General features: G+C 70.0%; 18 protein-coding genes and 1 tRNA gene. 3 read left to right on the forward strand and 16 right to left on the reverse strand.

Annotation, left to right across the window (positions count from 1 at the left end):
• Positions 1–39: 39 nt before the first annotated feature.
• From ACIPYT_RS15260 to ACIPYT_RS15280, 5 genes are all read right to left on the reverse strand, one after another.
• Positions 40–897, reverse strand: a complete 858-nt coding sequence (locus ACIPYT_RS15260; protein ID WP_401076069.1) for an FAD:protein FMN transferase — start codon at positions 895–897, stop codon at positions 40–42.
• 18 nt (positions 898–915) lie between these two features.
• Positions 916–1380, reverse strand: coding sequence for an FMN-binding protein (locus ACIPYT_RS15265; RefSeq protein ID WP_401076072.1), 465 nt, complete (start codon positions 1378–1380; stop codon positions 916–918).
• Between the two features lie 105 nt (positions 1381–1485).
• Positions 1486–2520: a ribose-phosphate diphosphokinase gene (locus ACIPYT_RS15270; RefSeq protein WP_401076075.1), complete on the reverse strand. Its 1035-nt coding sequence runs from the start codon at positions 2518–2520 to the stop codon at positions 1486–1488.
• Between the two features lie 9 nt (positions 2521–2529).
• On the reverse strand, positions 2530–3978 hold the full coding sequence (gene glmU, locus ACIPYT_RS15275; protein WP_401076077.1) for a bifunctional UDP-N-acetylglucosamine diphosphorylase/glucosamine-1-phosphate N-acetyltransferase GlmU: 1449 nt from the start codon (positions 3976–3978) through the stop codon (positions 2530–2532).
• A 1-nt stretch (position 3979) separates the two neighbouring features.
• A tRNA-Gln gene (locus ACIPYT_RS15280) sits at positions 3980–4051 on the reverse strand.
• A 92-nt stretch (positions 4052–4143) separates the two neighbouring features.
• Here ACIPYT_RS15280 and ACIPYT_RS15285 point away from each other — a divergent pair.
• A complete protein-coding gene (locus ACIPYT_RS15285) occupies positions 4144–4638 on the forward strand; it encodes a MarR family winged helix-turn-helix transcriptional regulator (protein ID WP_401076080.1) in 495 nt (164 codons plus the stop codon).
• Between the two features lie 19 nt (positions 4639–4657).
• On the opposite strand, the gene ACIPYT_RS15290 is transcribed toward ACIPYT_RS15285, so the two are convergent.
• On the reverse strand, positions 4658–5599 hold the full coding sequence (locus tag ACIPYT_RS15290; RefSeq protein ID WP_401076083.1) for an NADP-dependent oxidoreductase: 942 nt from the start codon (positions 5597–5599) through the stop codon (positions 4658–4660).
• 113 nt (positions 5600–5712) lie between these two features.
• On the opposite strand from ACIPYT_RS15290, the gene ACIPYT_RS15295 reads away from it, so the two are divergent.
• Both ACIPYT_RS15295 and ACIPYT_RS15300 read left to right on the forward strand, forming a co-directional pair.
• Positions 5713–6648, forward strand: coding sequence for a GlxA family transcriptional regulator (locus ACIPYT_RS15295; RefSeq protein WP_401076085.1), 936 nt, complete (start codon positions 5713–5715; stop codon positions 6646–6648).
• 44 nt (positions 6649–6692) lie between these two features.
• Positions 6693–7610, forward strand: a complete 918-nt coding sequence (locus ACIPYT_RS15300) for a pseudouridine synthase (RefSeq protein ID WP_401076087.1) — start codon at positions 6693–6695, stop codon at positions 7608–7610.
• A 60-nt stretch (positions 7611–7670) separates the two neighbouring features.
• On the opposite strand, the gene ACIPYT_RS15305 is transcribed toward ACIPYT_RS15300, so the two are convergent.
• From ACIPYT_RS15305 to ACIPYT_RS15350, 10 genes are all read right to left on the reverse strand, one after another.
• Positions 7671–7919, reverse strand: coding sequence for a hypothetical protein (locus ACIPYT_RS15305; RefSeq protein ID WP_401076090.1), 249 nt, complete (start codon positions 7917–7919; stop codon positions 7671–7673).
• 108 nt (positions 7920–8027) lie between these two features.
• Positions 8028–8687: a methionine ABC transporter permease gene (locus tag ACIPYT_RS15310; RefSeq protein WP_401076093.1), complete on the reverse strand. Its 660-nt coding sequence runs from the start codon at positions 8685–8687 to the stop codon at positions 8028–8030.
• The gene (locus ACIPYT_RS15315; RefSeq protein WP_401076095.1) at positions 8687–9730 is read right to left on the reverse strand and encodes a methionine ABC transporter ATP-binding protein; all 1044 of its coding nucleotides are present in this window, start codon (positions 9728–9730) and stop codon (positions 8687–8689) included. The genes ACIPYT_RS15310 and ACIPYT_RS15315 overlap by 1 nt, the downstream gene beginning before the upstream one ends.
• Positions 9731–9854: 124 nt before the next feature.
• Complete coding sequence (locus ACIPYT_RS15320) at positions 9855–10763, reverse strand: MetQ/NlpA family ABC transporter substrate-binding protein (protein ID WP_401076098.1); 909 nt, start codon at positions 10761–10763, stop codon at positions 9855–9857.
• Between the two features lie 101 nt (positions 10764–10864).
• Positions 10865–12658, reverse strand: a complete 1794-nt coding sequence (locus ACIPYT_RS15325) for a Na+/H+ antiporter (protein ID WP_401076101.1) — start codon at positions 12656–12658, stop codon at positions 10865–10867.
• A gap of 40 nt (positions 12659–12698) precedes the next feature.
• Entirely contained in the window at positions 12699–13484 is a 786-nt protein-coding gene (locus ACIPYT_RS15330; RefSeq protein ID WP_401076104.1) for an ABC transporter ATP-binding protein, read from the reverse strand.
• Positions 13481–14533: a FecCD family ABC transporter permease gene (locus ACIPYT_RS15335; RefSeq protein WP_401076107.1), complete on the reverse strand. Its 1053-nt coding sequence runs from the start codon at positions 14531–14533 to the stop codon at positions 13481–13483. Before ACIPYT_RS15335 ends, ACIPYT_RS15330 begins: the two co-directional genes overlap by 4 nt.
• A gap of 3 nt (positions 14534–14536) precedes the next feature.
• Positions 14537–15580 (reverse strand): iron chelate uptake ABC transporter family permease subunit, encoded by a 1044-nt coding sequence (locus tag ACIPYT_RS15340; RefSeq protein ID WP_401076109.1) that lies wholly within the window; start codon positions 15578–15580, stop codon positions 14537–14539.
• A gap of 22 nt (positions 15581–15602) precedes the next feature.
• Positions 15603–16562 (reverse strand): ABC transporter substrate-binding protein, encoded by a 960-nt coding sequence (locus ACIPYT_RS15345; protein WP_401076112.1) that lies wholly within the window; start codon positions 16560–16562, stop codon positions 15603–15605.
• Between the two features lie 99 nt (positions 16563–16661).
• Complete coding sequence (locus ACIPYT_RS15350) at positions 16662–18479, reverse strand: ABC-F family ATP-binding cassette domain-containing protein (RefSeq protein ID WP_401076114.1); 1818 nt, start codon at positions 18477–18479, stop codon at positions 16662–16664.
• Positions 18480–18509: the final 30 nt, after the last annotated feature.

Consider the following 18509-nt stretch of genomic DNA (forward strand, 5'->3'; position numbering starts at 1 on the left):
TCTACTCTTCCCTACGTCGAGGATGGGCGGGATGTCGGGTCAGGATCGTGCCGTGAAGAGCTCGATCGGACACTCGGGCGAGCGCTCGGCGCGCCCGTCGGTCGACATGCGCACCCACTGCACACCCCAGTGGGCTGCGAGGTCGGGGCCGCCGTCGAAGAAGAGGGCTGTCGCGACGGCATCCGCGTGCATCGCGTCGGCGCCGAGCGCCCAGGTCGCCGCCCACGTGCGCACCGGTACGCCCGTGCGCGCGTCCAGCACGTGATGGAGCCCGTCGCCCCACGCGCGCCGGTTCACAGCCGAGGCGCAGAGCGCAGCATCCTGCACCTCCGCCACGCCGATCGCCTTCGTCGCGTCGTAGGGATGCTCGAGCCCGACGCGCACCGCGCGTCCCCGGATGCGCATGTCGCCGCCGGCATCCACCACCAGGCCGCCCGGCATGTCGGCCAGCACGTCCGCGACGAGGTCGACGAGGCGGCCCTTGCCGAGTGCGCCGATGTCGAGCAGCGCGGGCGCGGATGCCGTGACCTCGGCGTCCGTCCACCGCAGCGCTTCCGTCCACCGCGCGGCCGCCGCGACGGGCTCCCCCGCGACGAGCGAGTACTCCGCGTCGTACCCGAGCGCCACGAGGCTCTCGGCGACGAGCGGGTTCACGGCGCCGTGCGTCGCGTCGGACGCGGTGCGGTACGCGTCGAGGATTGCTCCGGCGTCGATCGATGCGAGCGTCCCGCCCTCGCGGCCGAGCCCGGTCACGCCGGAGTCGCCGCGGAACCGCGACCACTCACGGTCGAAGCGCTCGATCTCGGCGGTCACGGCCTCGCGACGGGCGGCATCGAGCTCGTCCGTCGTCTCGATCTCCCACCGAGTGCCGATCGCGTCGAAGCGCCAGATCGCCATGATCGCGGCCTCCGCGGGTCAGGCCGCGGCCTGCTCCTTGATCGACTCGACCGCCTGGTTGAAGCCGCCGCTCGTGAGCGACGATCCCGCAACGCGGCTCACGTTCAGGTCGTCGAGGTTCTTGCCGACGACCTCGTCCGAGATGCCGTCGATGAACTGCCCCTGGTACTGCTCGGTCTCGCGGGCCTGCGGGTCGCCGGTCACCTCGACCGACTCCACGACGCCGTCGGCGATCGTGAGCGTGACCGAGATCGACTCGACAGTCTCGGGCGTCTGGTACGACCCGTCGGCCGTGTAGGTGCCGTCCTGGTAGTCGCCGCTCGCGGCCCCGGTGTCGGTCGACTCGGTGCTCGTGTCGGCTCCATCGTCCGTCGAGGACTCGGCGTCGGCGGTGCCCGAGCACCCTGCGAGAACGAGGAGTCCTGCGACGCCGATGAGGGCGGAGCCCTTGCGGACAGTGGTCGGTACGGTCGTGCGGATCATGGTGGTCCTCCGGCTGTGTCGAGACGACTGCATGTCGTTGCATCGACCGTAGGCATCGCGGCTATGGACGGGCTGTGCCCGAGGTAAGCGTCGCCTAAGCCCCGGCTACGCGTCGCCGCCGAACATGCTGGTGACCGAGCCGTCCTCGAAGACCTCGTGGATCGCGCGCGCGAGCAGCGGCGCGATCGGGAGGATCGTGAGGTTCTCCCACCGACGCGACTCCGTCAGCGGGATCGTGTCGGTGATGACGACCTCGTCGATCGACGCGTCCTGCAGGCGCTCGGATGCCGGATCGCTGAAGATCGCGTGCGTCGCGGCCACGATGACGCGGTGCGCACCGTTCGCCTTGAGAGCCTGAGCGGCCTTGACGATCGTGCCGCCGGTGTCGATCATGTCGTCGACGAGGAGGCAGGTGCGCCCCTCGACCGCGCCGACGATCTCGTGCACGGACACCTGGTTCGCGACCTTGGGATCGCGGCGCTTGTGGATGATCGCGAGCGGGGCGCCCAGGCTGTCCGACCACGTGTCGGCGACACGGACACGGCCCATGTCGGGCGAGACCACCGTGAGGATCTCGCGGTCGGCCGGGCTCAGCGTGCGCTGGAAGTGCTCGAGCAGCACGGGCTTCGCGAACAGGTGGTCGACGGGGCCGTCGAAGAAGCCCTGGATCTGCGCGGCGTGCAGGTCGACGCTCATTACGCGGTCGGCACCCGCGGTCTTGAGCAGGTCGGCGACGAGGCGCGCGCTGATCGGCTCGCGTCCTCGGCCCTTCTTGTCCTGACGCGAATAAGGATAGTACGGCGCGACGACCGTGATGCGCTTCGCGGACGCGCGCTTGGCGGCGTCGATCATGATGAGCGTCTCCATGAGCCACTCGTTGACCGGTTCGCCGAACGTCTGGATGAGGAACAGGTCGCACCCGCGGATCGAGACCTCGAACCGCGCGTAGATCTCGCCCGAGGCGAACGTGCGGTGCTCGGTGGGCACGACCTCGGTGCCGAGGGCTGCGGCGACGGCCGCGGTCAGTTCGGGGTGCGAGCGTCCGCCCGCGACGACGAGCCGCTTCTTGGTCTTGGCGACGAGGCCCGGCGCGATGCCGTTGTCCCGGTCGAGGTCGACTGTCTTCTTCTTGCGCGCCATCGGGTCCGCCTACTCCGCCGCTCGTGCCCGGGCGGCGGCATCCGCCGCACCCGTGCCTGCCCTGTTGTTCTCGACCCAGCCGTCGATGTTGCGCTGGGGGGCGACGCTCATCGCGAGAGCACCGGCGGGGACGTCCTTGCGGACGACGGCTCCGGCACCTGTCTTGGCGCCTGCACCCAGCCTAACGGGCGCGACCAGGGTCGTGTGCGAGCCTGTGTGCACCTCGTCCTCGACGACCGTGCGGTGCTTGTTGACGTCGTCGTAGTTGGCCGTGATCGTGCTGGCGCCGAGGTTGACGCCGCGGCCGATCGTCGCGTCGCCGACGTACGAGAGGTGCGGGACCTTGCTGCCCTCGCCGATCTCGGCGTTCTTGGTCTCGACGTACGCGCCGATCTTGCCCTTCGCCCCGAGCACGGTGTTCGGGCGGAGGAAGGAGAAGGGGCCGACGGTCGCCTCGGCGCCGATCACGGCGAGCGTCGCGTCGCTGCGGCGGACGATCGCATCCTCCCCCACCTCGCAGTCGACGAGCGTGGTGTCGGGGCCGATGATCGCGCCGGCGCCGATCTTCGTGGCGCGCAGGATCTGCGTGTTCGGGAGCACGGTGACATCCGGCGCGAGCACGGCGTCGTCGTCGATCCACGTCGTCGCCGGGTCGACGACCGTGACGCCCTCGCGCTGCCAGTGGCGCACAATCCGGTCGTTGAGCACCCGGCCCGCTTCGGCGAGCTGGATGCGGTCGTTGATGCCGAACGTGGAGGCGGTGTCGACCGCGATCTCGGCCGCCACCCGCTGATCGTCGGCGCGCAGCAGCTCGATCACCGTGGTCAGGTACATCTCCCCCTGCGCGTTGTCCTGCGTGACGCGGGCGAGCTGCGTGCGCAGATCGGGAGCGCGGAAGACGTACACACCGGCGTTGATCTCGGTCACGGCGGCCTCGTCGGCCGAGGCGTCCTTCTGCTCGACGATGCGCTGCACGGCCCCGGCCGCGTCACGGATGACCCGACCGTATCCGGTGGGGTCGTCGAGGCGGGCGCTGAGAAGCGTCGCGGCCGCGGCGGCGGCACGGTGGCCGTCGATGAGCGCGCGCAGCGTGTCGACCTCGAGCAGGGGCACGTCGCCGGACAGCACCAGCACGTCGCCGTCGAACTCGGCGGGCAGCGCGTCGATCGCGACCTGCACGGCGCGGCCCGTGCCTGGTACGTCATCCTGGTCGACGAAGACCGCGTCGGGGTAGCTCTCGGCGAGCGCCGCGACGACCTGGTCGCGCTCGTGCCGCACGACCACCTCGACGTGCGCGGCGCTCAGGCGAGCGGCCGTGGTGAGCACGTGGCCGACGAGCGGTCGCCCGCCGATCGGATGCAGGACCTTCGGCAGGCGCGACTTCATGCGCGTGCCCTGACCCGCGGCGAGGATGATGATGGCGAGGCCGTCACCGGCGCTGCTGTTGTTACCCGTCATGCTCCGCCGCCAGGACTCGAACCTAGACCTCACAGCTCCAAAGGCTGTCGTGCTGCCATTACACCACGGCGGACCGCGGCGCCCCGAGGAGGCCGCGGGTCAAGTCTGCCACGTCCGCCTCGGTGCTTCCGGCGATCTCGACCCCGCTCCCGCGATAATGGTCGGATGAGCCAGGCGGATGAGGTCGACCGGATCGTCGGCGCGTGGAACACCCAGCGGCCGGATCTGGACTTCTCGCCGCTCGAGGTGCTGTCGCGCATGGACCGCCTCACGCGGTTGCTCGACCGCGCGCGGCGCGATGTGTTCCGCCGCAGCGACCTCGAGCCCTGGGAGTGGGACGTGCTGTCGGCGCTGCGCCGCTCGGGCTCGCCCTTCCAGCTCTCCCCCAAGCAGCTGCTGCAGCAGACGCTCGTCTCGAGCGGGACCATGACGAACCGGATCGATCGTCTCGTCGGACGCCGCTTCGTGCGGCGGGAGGCCGACCCGGCCGACGGCCGGAGCGTGCTGGTGACGCTCACGGACGACGGCCGGATCCGTGTCGACGCCGCGATCACCCGCCTCGTCGACGTCGAGGACGACCTGCTCCAGGGCCTGTCCCGGGGCGACCGCGACCGGCTGGCGGGGCTGCTGCGCAAATTGAGTCTGAGCTTCGACGCCTGAGATCAGGCGTCCCCCTCGGTCAGACCTCGGGATCGACGACCACGACGACCTTGCCGGTCGCCCGGCCCGTTTCGACCCGCTCGTGGGCCGCGGCGAGGTCGTTGAGGGGGAAGGTCGCATCCAGGTGCGGCGTCACGCGTCCGGCATCCGCGAGAGCGGCGATCTCGGCGAGCTGCGGTCCGTCCGCGTGCACGAGGATGCGCTCGACCGGTGCGGCACCCCACTCCTGCAGCTGCCCGCGCTGGGCGGCCGAGAGTCCGGTGATGGTGATGACCGCCGTGCCGTCGGCCACCGCACCACGAGGCGGGAGGGTGTCGTCGACCGTGACGATCACGGCGTCGACCCGGGCGATCTCTGCGAGGCGCTGCTCGTCGCGGTAGTCGATGACCTCGCCTGCTCCCCACGAGCGGACGAGATCGTGCTTGGCGGGGCTCGCGGTCGCGACGACGGTGGCGCCGCGTGCAGCGGCGAGCTGGATCGCCAGGTGGCCCACGCCGCCCGCACCGCCCAGCACCAGGACCCGCTGTCCGTCGCGCACATCGGCGGCCTCGAGCGCCTGCCATGCGGTGAGCGCTGCGAGCGGTGCGGCGCCGGCCTGCGCCGTGCTCCATGCGCGCGGCACGAGGGCGATGTCGGATGCCGCGACCACGGCGTACTCGGCCAGGGTGTGCGCCGCCGCGGGGAAGGCCGCGAGCGCGAAGGCGCGGTCGCCGACGCTCCAGCCCTCGACGCCCTGGCCGACCGCGGTCACGGTACCCGCGACGTCCCACCCCGGCAGGTCGGTGTAGCGGATGACGCCGAAGTCGGTCGCCGCGGCGCGGATCTTCACGTCGACGGGGTTGAGGCCGACGGCTCCGACCTGCAAGAGCACCTCGCCCGGCCCGGGGGTCGGTGCGTCGACGTCGATGAGGGAGATGACCTGGGCCGCGGGGCCGGGACCGGAGTACTTCGCTGAGCGCACGGCGCTGCCTTCCTGTTCGAGCGGCGTCCTGAAGCGGCGCCGCTGTTCCAGCATCGTGGCGGAGCAGCGAAGAGACCAGTGACCGGATGGACAACATATGTCACGATAGAGCCATGCATTCGATCGTGGTCGTGGCCCTGCCCGGTGTCTTCCCGTATGAGCTCGGCGTGCCGGCGCGGTTCTTCCGCGCCGCCGAGAAAGGCGGCGAGCCGCTGTACTCCGTCACGACGTGCACGCTCGACGGGATGCCGGTGCCGACGAACGCCGACTTCGCGGTGTCTCCCGCGGCCGACCGCAGAGCCCTCGACACGGCGGACACGATCATCGTCCCACCGTGGAGCGGCGCGGAGACCTCGGGAGACCCGATCGGCCTCGCACAGTACGCCGATCGCCGCATCGTGAGCTATTGCACCGGAGCCTTCACCCTCGCCGCCGCCGGGCTGCTCGACGGCCGGGAGGCGACCACGCACTGGTGCGCATCCGACGAATTCGGCCGCCGGTTCCCGCAGGTCCGCCTCCGCGAGGACGAGCTGTTCGTCGACGCAGGGTCCGTGCTCACGGCGGCAGGCGCATCGGCCGCGGTCGACGCGACCATGCATCTGATCGCCACCGACCACGGCGCCGCGGTCGCGGCCCGGGTCGCACAGGCGACGCTCGCGGCACCGCATCGCGGCGGAGGTCAGCGGCAGTTCATCGCCCGGCCCCCTGTTCCCGCCACGGCCGCAGGATCTGCGAGCGACATCCAGGCCTGGCTGTCGGCGCGCATCGAGGAGCCGCTGTCGCTCGCGGCTGTCGCGGCGGGTTTCGGGGTGAGCGTGCGCACGCTGACCCGGCGGTTCCGCGCCGAGACCGGCCGCACCGTGGGCGATTGGTTCGCGGATGCGCGGGTCGACCGGGCACGAGAGCTGCTCGAGACGACCGACCTCCTGATCGACGACGTCGCCGCCCGCTCGGGTTTCGCGACCGGCGCGGCCCTGCGCAAGCACTTCCGCGATCGCATCGGCCTGTCGCCGCAGCAGTACCGGTCGCGGTTCGCCCGAGCCGCCTGACGACGAACAGCGGCGCCGCGTCGAATAGGCTGACACGAATGGGCATGCCCTCTCCTCTCCCGGTGCGCGACGGCGTCGGAGCGACCCGTCTGCACGTGCCGCTGCGCGGAGAATGGCCGACGATCGCGGCGTACATGATCGAGCGCTTCTTCCACCTCGACCCCGAGCGCCTGCTCGTGCGGTTCGACCGCGGCGAGATCGTGGCCCGCGACGGCTCGCCCGTCAGCCGGGACGCCCCGCTCGGCGCGGAGGAGTTCGTCTGGTACTACCGCGAGCCGCCGGTCGAGGGCGAGATCCCCTTCGCGATCGAGGTGCTGCATCGCGACGACGACCTCGTCGTGATCGACAAGCCGCACTTCCTCCCCACGACGCCGGGCGGCCGGTTCCTGCAGAACTCGGCGCTCGTGCGACTGCGCAACCTGCTCGACAACCCCGACCTCGCGCCCATCCACCGCCTGGACCGTGCAACCGCGGGGCTGCTCATGTTCTCCGCTCGCCCCGCGACGCGCGGCGCGTATCAGCTGATGTTCGAGAAGCGCGAGGTGCGGAAGGTCTACGAGGCGGTCTCGGCACGGCCTGCGGAGTGGGATGCCGACGGCTACCCGCTCGTCTACCGCAACCACATCGTGAAGCACCGCGGCGAGGTGCGTGTGCGGGTCGAGGACGAGCGCGAGCCGAACTCGGAGACGCTGATCGAGGTGCTGCACGCCGACGACCGGGTCGTGCACACGCTGCTGCGCCCGCACAGCGGCAAGATGCACCAGCTGCGGGTGCACCTCGCCGCTCTCGGCCTCGGCATCCTGCACGACGGCTTCTACCCCGAGCTGCTCCCCGAGGCGCCCGACGATTTCGCGCGTCCGCTGCAGCTGCTCGCACGCGAGCTGCACTTCGTCGATCCGCTGAGCGGCGAGGACCGGGTGTTCGCGACGCGACGGACGCTCGACTTCGCACCGACCGGGTAGAGAAAAAGAATGCACGGGGTCGCGCTCGCGAATCCCCGTGCATTCAGATCGAGCGATCGCTCAGTCGCGGTAGTAGCGCCACTCCTTCTGCCCGAAGAACTGGAAACAGGTCCCGACACTCCAACCGTTCACCGCGTCGAGCTGCGCCGACGACGCACATTGTCCGCGACTCGCAAACGGTCCTCGTAGCTCCGTGGCACTTGCGCTCAACGGCACTGCCAGAAGCATCCCCGAGGCGATCACCAGCGTCGCTGCGGCTCCAGCAACCCCCCGGCGCGCCGCCTTCTTGGTACTCCGGTCCATCTTCATTTCGTACTCCGTTCGTATCGAACGCCTACCGGTGGCAGGCGTTCGAAGCGTACCGGTAGCGGAACGCTCCGTGACGAAGAGTTTCGCCCGATTGACGAGTGCCCGCCGTCAGCGGCGCATGACCTTCCGGGCCAGGCGCGCACCCAGCAGCTGCACGAGGTGCACGAACACGACGATGAGCACGATCGCGGCCCACATCACGACGGGCTCGAACTGACGGAAGCCGTAGATCTGCGCGAAGGCGCCGAGGCCACCGCCGCCGATCAGACCGGCCATCGCGGTCATGTCGATGAGCGCCACGACGACGAACGTGTAGCCGAGGATGAGCGGTCCGAGGGACTCCGGGATCGCGACCGTGAAGAGGATGCGCAGCGGGCTCGCGCCCATCGACTTCGCCGCCTCGATGACCCCGGGCGAGACCGACACGAGATGCTGCTCGACGATGCGGCCGATCGCGAAGGCCGCCGCGATGCCGATGATGAAGGCGCCGGCCGTCGTCCCGATCCCGGAGCCGACCACGGCCCGCGCGAAGGGCTGCGCGACCGCGACGAAGAGCACGAACGGGATGGGTCGGAAGAAGTTCACGGCGAGGTTCGCGATCGCCGCCACGACGCGGTTCTGCATCAGCCCACCGGGGCGTGTGACGTAGAGGATGACGCCGATCACGAGCCCCAGCACCCCGCCGAGCACGAGCGCGAAGGTCGTCATGTAGAGCGTCTCGAGGGCGGCGGACCAGAACTCCGGGCCCAGTTCGATCAGGCGATCCATCAGCGGGCCTCCTCTCCGGCGAGCTCCGTGACATCGACGCGTTCGCCGATCGTCGCGAGCGTGCGGTCGATCGCGGCGCCGTCACCGCGTATCGCTAGCGTCAGATGCCCGAAGGCCCGCCCGCGGATGTCGTTGATGCCGCCGTACACGAGCTCGAAGTCGAGCCCGGCGGCGGCGAGCTCGACGAAGACCTGCGCCTGCGAGGAGTCGCCGTCGCGGAAAGAGAGGGTCACGATCCTGCCGGCGTGGCGTTCGCGGAGCACCGCCAGCTCGGCGGGCGAGGGGACGCCCTTCACGACTGTCCCCACGAAGCGCTGTGAGGCCGGGTTCTGCGGTGCCGAGAACACCTCGAACACGTCGCCCTGCTCGATCACGCGCCCGCGCTCCATGACCGCGACCTTGGTCGCGATGGTCTGGATCACGTCCATCTCGTGCGTGATGACGATGATCGTGACGCCCTGCTCCCGGTTCACGCGCTTCAGGAGGTCGAGCACCTCGTGCGTCGTCTGCGGGTCGAGTGCGCTGGTGGCCTCGTCGGCGAGGAGGATCGCGGGCTTCGTGGCGAGAGCACGGGCGATGCCGACGCGTTGCTTCTGCCCGCCGGACAGCTGCTCGGGGTACGCCTTCGCCTTGTCGGACAACCCGACGAACGCGAGGAGCTCGGTCACGCGCTGCTCTATGTCGGCCTTCGACCAGCCGGCGAGCTTCAACGGGTAGGCGACGTTCGCCTTCACGGTGCGCGACGAGAAGAGGTTGAACTGCTGGAAGATCATGCCGATGCCGCCGCGCACCTTCCGCAGGGCGCTCTCCGACAGCGCGGTGATGTCGACGTCGCCCACGTGGATCGTGCCGCTCGTGGCGGGTTCGAGCGCGTTGATGAGACGCACGAGAGTCGACTTGCCTGCGCCCGAGTACCCGATGATGCCGAAGACGTCGCCCTTCTCGATCTCGAGGGTGACGTCGTCGACGGCGATGACCTCGGGTTCCCCCGCGGTGCGGGACGGATACGCCTTGGACACGGCGTTCAGGCTCACGATCGGCATGGATGCTCCGGGTTCGGTGTGTCGGTGGGAGGTCGCGTGCGGCGGTGAACGACGAATCGGGTGACGCGCGAGGCGCCACCCGATTCTCTCGCATCACGCGGGGCGGGTCTCACCCCGCGCCGAGTCACTTCTTGGCGTCGGCTTCCTTCTGCACCTTCGCGAGCGAGGCTACGAGATCGGAGGCAGGGACCTGGAGAGGAAGGGCGATGTCGCCGGAAGACTCCTGAAGGCCTGCCTGGACGTCCTCGTTCGTCTGGAAGATCTCGACGAGCTTGAGGTAGGTCTCGTTGTCGGAGTCCTCGGCGCGTGCGGCGAAGATGTTGACGTACGGTAGCGCGTTCGGGTCCTCGGGATCGTCCTGCGCGATCGCATCGTCGAACGTCAGACCGGCGTCCTCGACGAAGTCGTTGTTGATGATCGCTGCGGCGACATCGGGCAGGGAGGTCGGGATCAGCGCGGCCTCGAGCGCGGTGATCTTGACCTTCGACGTGTCGGTGTCGACCTGCGCGAGGTCGGAGTACGGGGTACCGCCGTCCTTGAGCTCGACGAGCCCGGCCTGCTGCAGCACGTTGAGCGCGCGCGCCTGGTTCGAAGCGTCATCAGGAACGGCGACGGTCTCGCCCTCGGGGATGTCGTCGACGTCGTCGTACTTCGTCGAGTACAGGCCGAGCGGATAGATCGCGGTCGACCCGATCGGCGTGAGGTCGGAGCCCGAGGCGTTGTTGTACTCGGCCAGGTACACGATGTGCTGGAACTGGTTGAGGTCGATCTCGCCCTCGCTCAGTGCGGGGTTCGGCTGCTCGTAGGAGCCGAAGTCGACGAGCTCGACTGTGATGCCCTCCTCGGCGGCGGCCTCGACGAACGGGGCCCACTGCGCGTCGCCCTTACTGACCACGCCGATCTTGACAGTCTCGTCCGCGGATCCGGAGTCGCCGGAGCCGGCGTCGGACGATGCGGTGGCGCAGCCCGACAGGGCGACGAAGAGCGGGACCGCGGCGAGCGCGGCGATGACGGAGGTGGTGCGGCGGGACATACGGGTGCTTCCTCTTTCTGCGGGGACTCGACTACGGTAGGCAGGCCGCTCGACGACCCGACAGTCAGGCGTCACAGAGCGTCACAGCGGGTCATGCCGCGTCAGTCGAACTCCTCGATGCCCTGCAGCCTCACCTGCTCGAGGTCGAGCCGGGCGGAGATACGGCGCACGACGAGGTCGTCGACCGTACCCGAGCGGCGGAGGCCCAGCAGCACTTCCCGCTTGCGCTCCAGGAGGGCGAGCTTGAGTCGCGTGTGCTCCTCATGGCGCAGCAGCGGCGACCGCTGCATGACGTCGACGTCGGTCGAGGTGGCGATCATCTGCAGCGTCCGCACCTCGCCCTCGGCGGCGGAGCCGTCGTCGTCCGTGAGCTCGCGGCCAGGAGACGCGGCAGACCCCGCATCCCCTCCCCCGATGGTGCTCGCACCGGCCGTGCCCGCCGCGCCCAGCGGATCGGGTTCGTCGAGGAGGTCGTCGAGCGCCTTCGCCTCGGCATCCACGATCGCCTGTTCGCGCGCGAGCGCCTTCGCGTTCGAGAACTCCAGCATCTGGTAGCCCTCGGCCCGCACGCGGTCGCGCACCTCCTGACCGATGCCGTGCTCGACCGCGAGATCGTCGATCGCCGAGAGCGCGGCTCCCGAGATCGTGCGCTCCGCGAGCTCGTACTCCTCGGCCTCGACATGGTCGACCGGGAACCGCGCCCAGCGCACGATCGCCGGCAGCAGCGGGGCCTGCACGAGCAGGCTCAACAGGATCACGCCGGCGGTCACGAACACGATCTCGTCGCGCCCGGCGATCTCTCCGCCCGTGGCGGCGGACGCCGGCACCGACAGCGCGATCGCGAGCGACACCGCCCCGCGCATGCCCGCGACGGTCGACACGGCCCGTGCCCGTGCGCGTGCCCCGCGGGCCGGTCGTGGACCGGTCTGCCGCTGCAGCACATTCAGCAACTGGAACACGTAGCGGACGACGAGCAGCACCGCCCACACCGCGAGCGTGATGAGCACGAGGCGGCCGATCTCGGCCCCCGAGATCTCGTGCGCGACGTACTGCACCTCGAGACCGATCAGCACGAACAGGGCGCCGTTGAGGAGGAACACCCCGAACGGCCACGCGGCGTCGGCCTGGCGCCGCGACGACGCGGTCGTCACGCGCGGCGAGACGTAGGCGACGATCAGCCCGGCCACGACCACGGCGAGCACGCCCGACGCGTGCACGATCTCCGCGAGCAGGAACGCCGAGAACGGGATGAGCAGCAGGGTCACGTTGATGACGGCGGTCGACGAGGAGCTCCGCAGCAGGAGGTAGCCGAGCACGGCGATGATGACGCCGGCCGCGACGCCGCCCAGGTACGACATCAACACCGACATGGTCACCGACAGCGGCGTGACGTTGCCGCCGAGCGCGAGCGACACCGCGATCGCGTAGAGCACGAGCGCCGTGCCGTCGTTCGTCAGGCTCTCGGCCTTGAGCTTCATAAACATGCGCCGGGGCAGCAGGCGGCCGAGGGCCGCGACCGCCGTGGCGTCCGGCGGCGCGACCGCGGCGCCGAGGATCAGGGCGGTCTCCCACGGCATGCCGAACAGCAGCCCGATGCCGGCGACCGCGAACGCCGACGCGACCACGAGCAGCGTGCTCATGGGCAGGATGTATCGGAAATCCCGGCGGATCGAGCGCAGGGAGGTCGTGAGGCTCTCCCAGAACAGCATCACCGGGAGGAACAGCAGCAGCACGGTCTCGGGCGGCAGCTGGATCTCACGCAGCTGCGGCACGAAGCCGAGCGCGAGACCGAGGATGACGAGGACGAGAGGGAGCGCGAGGCGCACGCGAGGCGCGAGCAGTGCTCCGACGAGGATCGTGAGTCCGATCAGGACGGTTACTTCGAGGCCTTCCATCCCTGTCTCCCAACGCAGATGGGAGAAGGATATTCCTCTCTCAGCCGTGCGACCAGCGCGGAACCACGAGCGGGCTCCCCGATTCGGGATCGGGGATCACCCGGGCGTCCAGCCCGAACACGTGCGCCACGAGCGACTCGGTGATGACCTCATCGGGTCGACCGGCCGCGACGACCGCTCCGTCCTTCATCGCGACGATGTGATCGGCGTACCGCGCGGCCTGGTTCAGGTCGTGCAGCACCGCGACGAGCGTGTGGCCCTGCGTCCGGTTCAACGATCGGCAGAGCTCCAGCAACTCGATCTGGTGACTGAGGTCGAGGTACGTCGTCGGCTCGTCGAGCAGCAGGATCGGCGTCCGCTGGGCGAGTGCCACCGCCATCCACACGCGCTGTCGCTGCCCACCGGACAGCTCGTCAACCAGGCGACCGGACAGGTGCCGGATGCCGGTGGCGTCCATGGCCCCGGCGACCGCGGCCTCGTCTTCCGGCGACCACGGCGAGAAGAGCTTCTGATGCGGGTAGCGCCCGCGCGACACGAGGTCGATCACGCGGATGCCGTCGGGGGCGACGGGCCCCTGGGGCAGGAGCCCGACCTCGCGCGCGACCTGTTTGGTCGGGAGCCGGTGCAGGCTCTCGCCGTCGAGCAGCACGCGCCCGCGCGCGGGCTCCAGCAGCCGGGTGAGACTCTTGAGCAGCGTCGACTTGCCGCACGCGTTCGGCCCGACGATCACGGTGAAGGCGCCGTCGGGGATCTCGACGGACACCTCCTCGCAGACGATCCGATCGGCATAGCCGAGCGCGGCCTCCGCGACGGTCAGACGGGTCATCTTCTCTTTCCCTCTCTCAGGAGCAGCCACAGGAAGTACAGTCCGCCGATCGAGACGGTCACGATGCCGACCGGGAGCGGCGAATCGGGATGGATGCGCTGGGCGACGACGTCGGCGAGGAGCAGCAGCAGCGATCCGACCGCAGCGGTCGGACCCAGCGCGAGTCCGTCGGAGCGCACGATCCGGCGCGCGATCTGCGGGGCGGCGAGCGCGATGAACGAGATCGGCCCGACGGTCGCGGTCGCGAGGGCCGTGAGTCCGACGCCCACGACGATCGCGGCCACCTGCACCAGCCGGACGTTCTGCCCCAGTGCGGTCGCGAACGGCACGCCGATCTGCATGAGACGCATCGGACGGCTCAGGGCGAGAGCGCCGAGGATGAACACACCGGAACCGCCGAGGGTCATCGCGACCGTGGGCCACGAGACCCCCGAGAGGTTGCCCGCGCCCCAGAGGCCGGCCATGATCGCATCCTCCACGGTCGCGTTCAACAGGATCCACACGTTGACGGAGGCGAGCATCGCGCTCACCCCGATGCCGACGATGATGAGCCGCACTCCGCGCACGACCCCGCGCCGGGAGGCGAGGAGGAACACGAGGAACGCCGTGACCACCCCGCCCGCCAGCGCCCCTCCCATGACTGCCGCCGACCCGCCGCCGAGCAGCAGCATCACGACGAGCGCGCCGGTGTACGAGCCGGTCTGGAAGCCGATCACGTCGGGCGATCCCAGCGGGTTGCCGGTGAGGTTCTGGAAGATCGCGCCGCTCATCGCGAGACACGTGCCGAGCAGCACGGCCAGGACGATGCGCGGCGCCCGCCACTCCAGCACGACCATGGTCGTGTAGTCGTCGCCGCGGCCGATGAGAGCGGCGATCGCCTCGGGAAAGGTGATCTGCGCCGACCCGGAGAACACCGCGAACACGGCGAGCGCCGCCGTCGCGATCCACAGCACCGCGCACACGCTCAGCGAGCGAGCGTCGACGAGCATCAGCGGACGGCCGGGTGGGCCGACCCGGAGCATCCTTCGGCCGAAGTCGAGATCGGTCATGCGTCACACCTCCGAGACCCGGAAGCGCCGGACCATCCAGATGAGCACGGGAGCGCCGATGAACGCCGTGACGACGCCGACCGGCACCTCGCCCGCCGTGATGATGCGCCCGAGCACGTCGGCGAACCCCAGGACGATCGGCGCGATGAGCACCGAGTAGGCCATGATCCAGCCCTGATGGGGACCGACGATCATGCGGGCGACGTGCGGGGCGAGGAGACCGAGGAAGCCGATCGGGCCGGCAGCGGCGGTCGCGCCGCCGGCGAGCAGAGCGATCGCCACGAGGGCGACGAGACGGATGCGGTTCGGGTGGGCGCCCATCGCGACGGCCGACGCCTCACCGAGCGACAGCACATCGAGTGATCGGGAGCTGAGCATCGCGATCACGAGACCCGCGACGATGAAGGGCACGATCGCCATCGTCGCGTCGAGCGGTTGGGATGCCGTCGTGCCGGCGGACCAGCCGCGCATGCGCTCGAGCACCTCGGAGTTCGACAGCAGCACGGCCGAGCTGAACCCCGATAGCACAGCCCCGAGAGCGACGCCCGACAGCGTCATCCGCACGGGGTTGCCGCGCGCGGCTCCGGTGTTGCCGATCACGAAGACGAGCACCGAGGTCAGCATCGCTCCGACGAACGACCACCACATGTACTGCGAGATGTCGGTCACCGCGAAGAAGGCCAACCCCACGACGACCGCCAACGAGGCCCCGGCATTCACGCCGAGGATGCCGGGATCGGTCATCGGGTTGCGGGTGACGGCCTGCATGAGGGCCCCGGCGACTCCCAGTGCCGCCCCCGCGACCAGGATCAGCACCGTGCGGGGCACGCGGGAGAACCAGACGGTCTGCGAGATCGCGTCATCGGGGTCGGGATGCAGGAGAACGTGCAGCACGGCGTCGGGGGCGACCGCGCGCGACCCCACGAGCATGCTGGCGGTGAGCGCGAGCACGCAGAGGATCAGGAGCGGGACGAGACCGACCCAGCGACGGGGAGCACCGGAGTGCTCCCCGTCGAGGCGCGGCTCTGCGAGCGAGACCTGCGACATCAGATCGTCAGGTGGGAGGGGATCAGACGACCTTCGCGGATGCCGAGACGAGGTCGGCGACGTCGTTCAGCCACTGCGCGTAGGTGGAGGCGGTCATGGCGCCCTTCGAGCTCCACGCGCCGAGCTGGTCGGCAGTGACGGCGGGCAGGGCGTCCCACAGCTCGGCCGAGAAGGAGAAGTCGTCGTTGTAGCCCTCGATCAGAAGGATGTCGGCCGGGTAGGTCGAGGCATCCTCCCACGCGACCTGGCCCCAGGGGTTGCCCGTCGCGGGGGCGTCGGCGCCGACGATCGTGGCGCCGAGCTCTTCGAGCAGATCGGCCTGCGCGAATCCGACGCCCGTGTAGAGCATCTCCTTGGTGGGGCTCGTGAGCATGATGTTGAGGCCGCTGTCGGCGGTCGCGGCGCGGACCGCCTCCTTCGCGGCCTCCAGGTCCTCGTCGGAGGCGAGGATCTCCTCGGAAGCGACATCGCCGCCGAAGAAGTCGGCGATCTCGCGGGTGTCGGCGATGCGACCGTCGATCGTGTCGCCGCCGGGCAGCGCCACGAAGGGCGCGACGCGCGTGATCTGCGCGTTGACGTCCTCGTCGAACCACTGCCACCCGTCGGCCGTGCCCTGTCCGACGATCGCGTCGGGCCGCAGCTCGGCCAGCTCCTCGACATCGATCTCGCCGTCCTTCCCGACGACCGGGATGTCGCTGATGTCGGCGTCGCCCATCACGAACGGGTTGTCGCACCCGTAGCCGAACAGGGCGACCGGCTCGATGCCGTACTCGTGCAGCGAGCTGTAGGCGTAGCAGTCCATGACGATGTTCTCGGGCTGCGCGTCGAAGGCGATCTCGAGGCCCTCGATCGAGGGGTGCACGAGTGTGACGCCGTCGCCGTCCGCGGCAGCAGGTTCTCCCGAGACGTCCGCGGATGCGCAGGAGGCGAGCAGCAGCGCGGAGGCGGAGACGAGGGCGGCGAGGGCGAGGCGGCGATTCACGGCATGACCATTTCTGTCGTCGAACGGGATTCCTTCGACCCTAACCGCAGCCACTTAGGGTAGCCAAACCTAACTCTCTCCCCTGGCGTGTCGTCCCGGTCAGCCGATCTGCTCGGTGAGCTCGAACCAGCGCAGCTCGAGCTCTTCGATCTCGGCCTCCTGCTCGCCGATCTTCTTCATCCGCTCCCCCAGCCCGGCATAGTCCGACTGGTCGTGCTCCGCGAGCGCATGCTTGGCCGTGTCGACCTGCTGCGTGAGCTTCTGGATGCGACGCTCCAGCGCCGAGACCTCCTTCTGCGCGGCGCGCAGCGCGGCGCCGTCCAGTCCGGGCGTCGCCGGCACGGCATCCGCTTCCGACGCCGTGGGTGCCGCCGCGGGTGCCGCATCCTGCAGGTGCCGCAGACGCAGGTACTCGTCGACCCCGCCGGGGAGGTGACGCAGGTGGCCGCCCAGGATCGCGTACTGCTGGTCGGTCACGCGCTCCAGGAAGTACCGGTCGTGACTCACGACCAGCAGCGTGCCCGACCACGAGTCGAGGAGGTCCTCGATCGCCGCGAGCATGTCGGTGTCCATGTCGTTCGTGGGCTCGTCGAGGATCAGCACGTTCGGCTGGTCGAGGAGCACGAGCAACAGCTGCAGCCGGCGCTGCTGACCGCCGGAGAGGTCCTTGACCGGGGTCGAGAGCTGCGCCGACGAGAAGCCGAGCCGCTCGAGCAGTTGCCCGGGCGTGAGATCCTGCGCCTTCGATCCCGCACCCATCGTGTACGAGGTCCGCAGCCCGGAGATCACGACGCGCACCGGGTCGTTCCAGTGCTGCTCGAGCTCGTCGAGACGCTGCGTGAGCGTCTTGACCCTGACCGTGGTGCCGCGCTTGACGCGCCCCTCGGTCGGCTCGACCGTGCCCGCGATGAGACCGAGCAGGGTCGACTTGCCTGCGCCGTTGACGCCCAGGATGCCGGTGCGCTCACCCGGCGCGATGCGCCACTCCACGTCGCTGAGCACGCGCTTCGTGCCGCCGCCCTCGACCGGGTACGCGACCCCCACATCCAGGAGGTCGACGACGTCCTTGCCGAGCCGCGACACCGCGAGCGACTGCAGGGAGACCTTGTCGCGGATCTCCGGCACATCCGCGATGAGCTCGTTCGCCGCGTCGATGCGGAACTTCGGCTTGCTCGTGCGGGCGGGGGCTCCGCGGCGCAGCCACGCGAGCTCCTTGCGCGCGAGGTTCTGCCGTTTCGCCTCGGTCGCGGCGGCCATGCGGTCGCGCTCGACGCGCTGCAGGATGTACGCCGCGTAGCCGCCCTCGAAGGGCTCGACGATGCGGTCGTGCACCTCCCAGGTCTCGGTGCAGATCTCGTCGAGGAACCACCGGTCGTGGGTCACGACGAGCAGGGCGCCGGAGTTCGCGGGCCAGCGCTTCTTCAGGTGACCGGCGAGCCAGGTGATGGCCTCGACGTCGAGGTGGTTGGTGGGCTCGTCGAGCGCGATGACGTCCCAGTCGCCCGCGAGCAGGGCGGCGAGCGCGACGCGGCGCCGCTGCCCTCCGCTGAGGGAGCCGATGCGGGCATCCCAGGGCAGTTCGGACAGAAGTCCCTCGATCACGTCGCGGATGCGGGCGTCGCCGGCCCACTCGTGCTCGGGGGTGTCGCCCACGACGGCCTGGGCGATCGTGAGGTCGTCGTCGAGCGTGTCGGCCTGGTCGAGCACGCCGATCGTCGTGCCGCCGCGCACCGTGACGCGGCCGGAGTCCGGCTCCTTGCGCCCCGCCAGCATCCCGAGCAGGCTCGACTTACCGTCGCCGTTGCGGCCGACGATGCCGATGCGATCGCCTTCCTCGATGCCGAGGGTCACGGAGTCGAACACGACTCTCGTCGGGTATTCGAGATGCAGGGCCTCAGCCCCCAGAAGATGTGCCATAGCGTCTTCCAGGGTAGTCGGGCGGGGCGT

Source organism: Microbacterium sp. NPDC089695 (assembly GCF_044749085.1).
In the GTDB taxonomy this organism is placed as follows: domain Bacteria; phylum Actinomycetota; class Actinomycetes; order Actinomycetales; family Microbacteriaceae; genus Microbacterium.

Excerpts from the sequence above, each read along its gene's own strand:
- ACIPYT_RS15340 (WP_401076109.1), bottom strand. The coding sequence starts at position 15,580 with ATGTCGCAGGTCTCGCTCGCAGAGCCGCGCCTCGACGGGGAGCACTCC.
- ACIPYT_RS15320 (WP_401076098.1), bottom strand. The coding sequence starts at position 10,763 with ATGTCCCGCCGCACCACCTCCGTCATCGCCGCGCTCGCCGCGGTCCCG.
- ACIPYT_RS15310 (WP_401076093.1), bottom strand. The coding sequence starts at position 8,687 with ATGGATCGCCTGATCGAACTGGGCCCGGAGTTCTGGTCCGCCGCCCTC.
- glmU (WP_401076077.1), bottom strand. The coding sequence starts at position 3,978 with ATGACGGGTAACAACAGCAGCGCCGGTGACGGCCTCGCCATCATCATC.
- ACIPYT_RS15260 (WP_401076069.1), bottom strand. The coding sequence starts at position 897 with ATGGCGATCTGGCGCTTCGACGCGATCGGCACTCGGTGGGAGATCGAG.
- ACIPYT_RS15315 (WP_401076095.1), bottom strand. The coding sequence starts at position 9,730 with ATGCCGATCGTGAGCCTGAACGCCGTGTCCAAGGCGTATCCGTCCCGC.
- ACIPYT_RS15300 (WP_401076087.1), top strand. The coding sequence starts at position 6,693 with ATGCCCTCTCCTCTCCCGGTGCGCGACGGCGTCGGAGCGACCCGTCTG.
- ACIPYT_RS15285 (WP_401076080.1), top strand. The coding sequence starts at position 4,144 with ATGAGCCAGGCGGATGAGGTCGACCGGATCGTCGGCGCGTGGAACACC.
- ACIPYT_RS15265 (WP_401076072.1), bottom strand. The coding sequence starts at position 1,380 with ATGATCCGCACGACCGTACCGACCACTGTCCGCAAGGGCTCCGCCCTC.
- ACIPYT_RS15350 (WP_401076114.1), bottom strand. The coding sequence starts at position 18,479 with ATGGCACATCTTCTGGGGGCTGAGGCCCTGCATCTCGAATACCCGACG.
- ACIPYT_RS15325 (WP_401076101.1), bottom strand. The coding sequence starts at position 12,658 with ATGGAAGGCCTCGAAGTAACCGTCCTGATCGGACTCACGATCCTCGTC.
- ACIPYT_RS15335 (WP_401076107.1), bottom strand. The coding sequence starts at position 14,533 with ATGACCGATCTCGACTTCGGCCGAAGGATGCTCCGGGTCGGCCCACCC.
- ACIPYT_RS15295 (WP_401076085.1), top strand. The coding sequence starts at position 5,713 with ATGCATTCGATCGTGGTCGTGGCCCTGCCCGGTGTCTTCCCGTATGAG.
- ACIPYT_RS15270 (WP_401076075.1), bottom strand. The coding sequence starts at position 2,520 with ATGGCGCGCAAGAAGAAGACAGTCGACCTCGACCGGGACAACGGCATC.
- ACIPYT_RS15330 (WP_401076104.1), bottom strand. The coding sequence starts at position 13,484 with ATGACCCGTCTGACCGTCGCGGAGGCCGCGCTCGGCTATGCCGATCGG.
- ACIPYT_RS15305 (WP_401076090.1), bottom strand. The coding sequence starts at position 7,919 with ATGAAGATGGACCGGAGTACCAAGAAGGCGGCGCGCCGGGGGGTTGCT.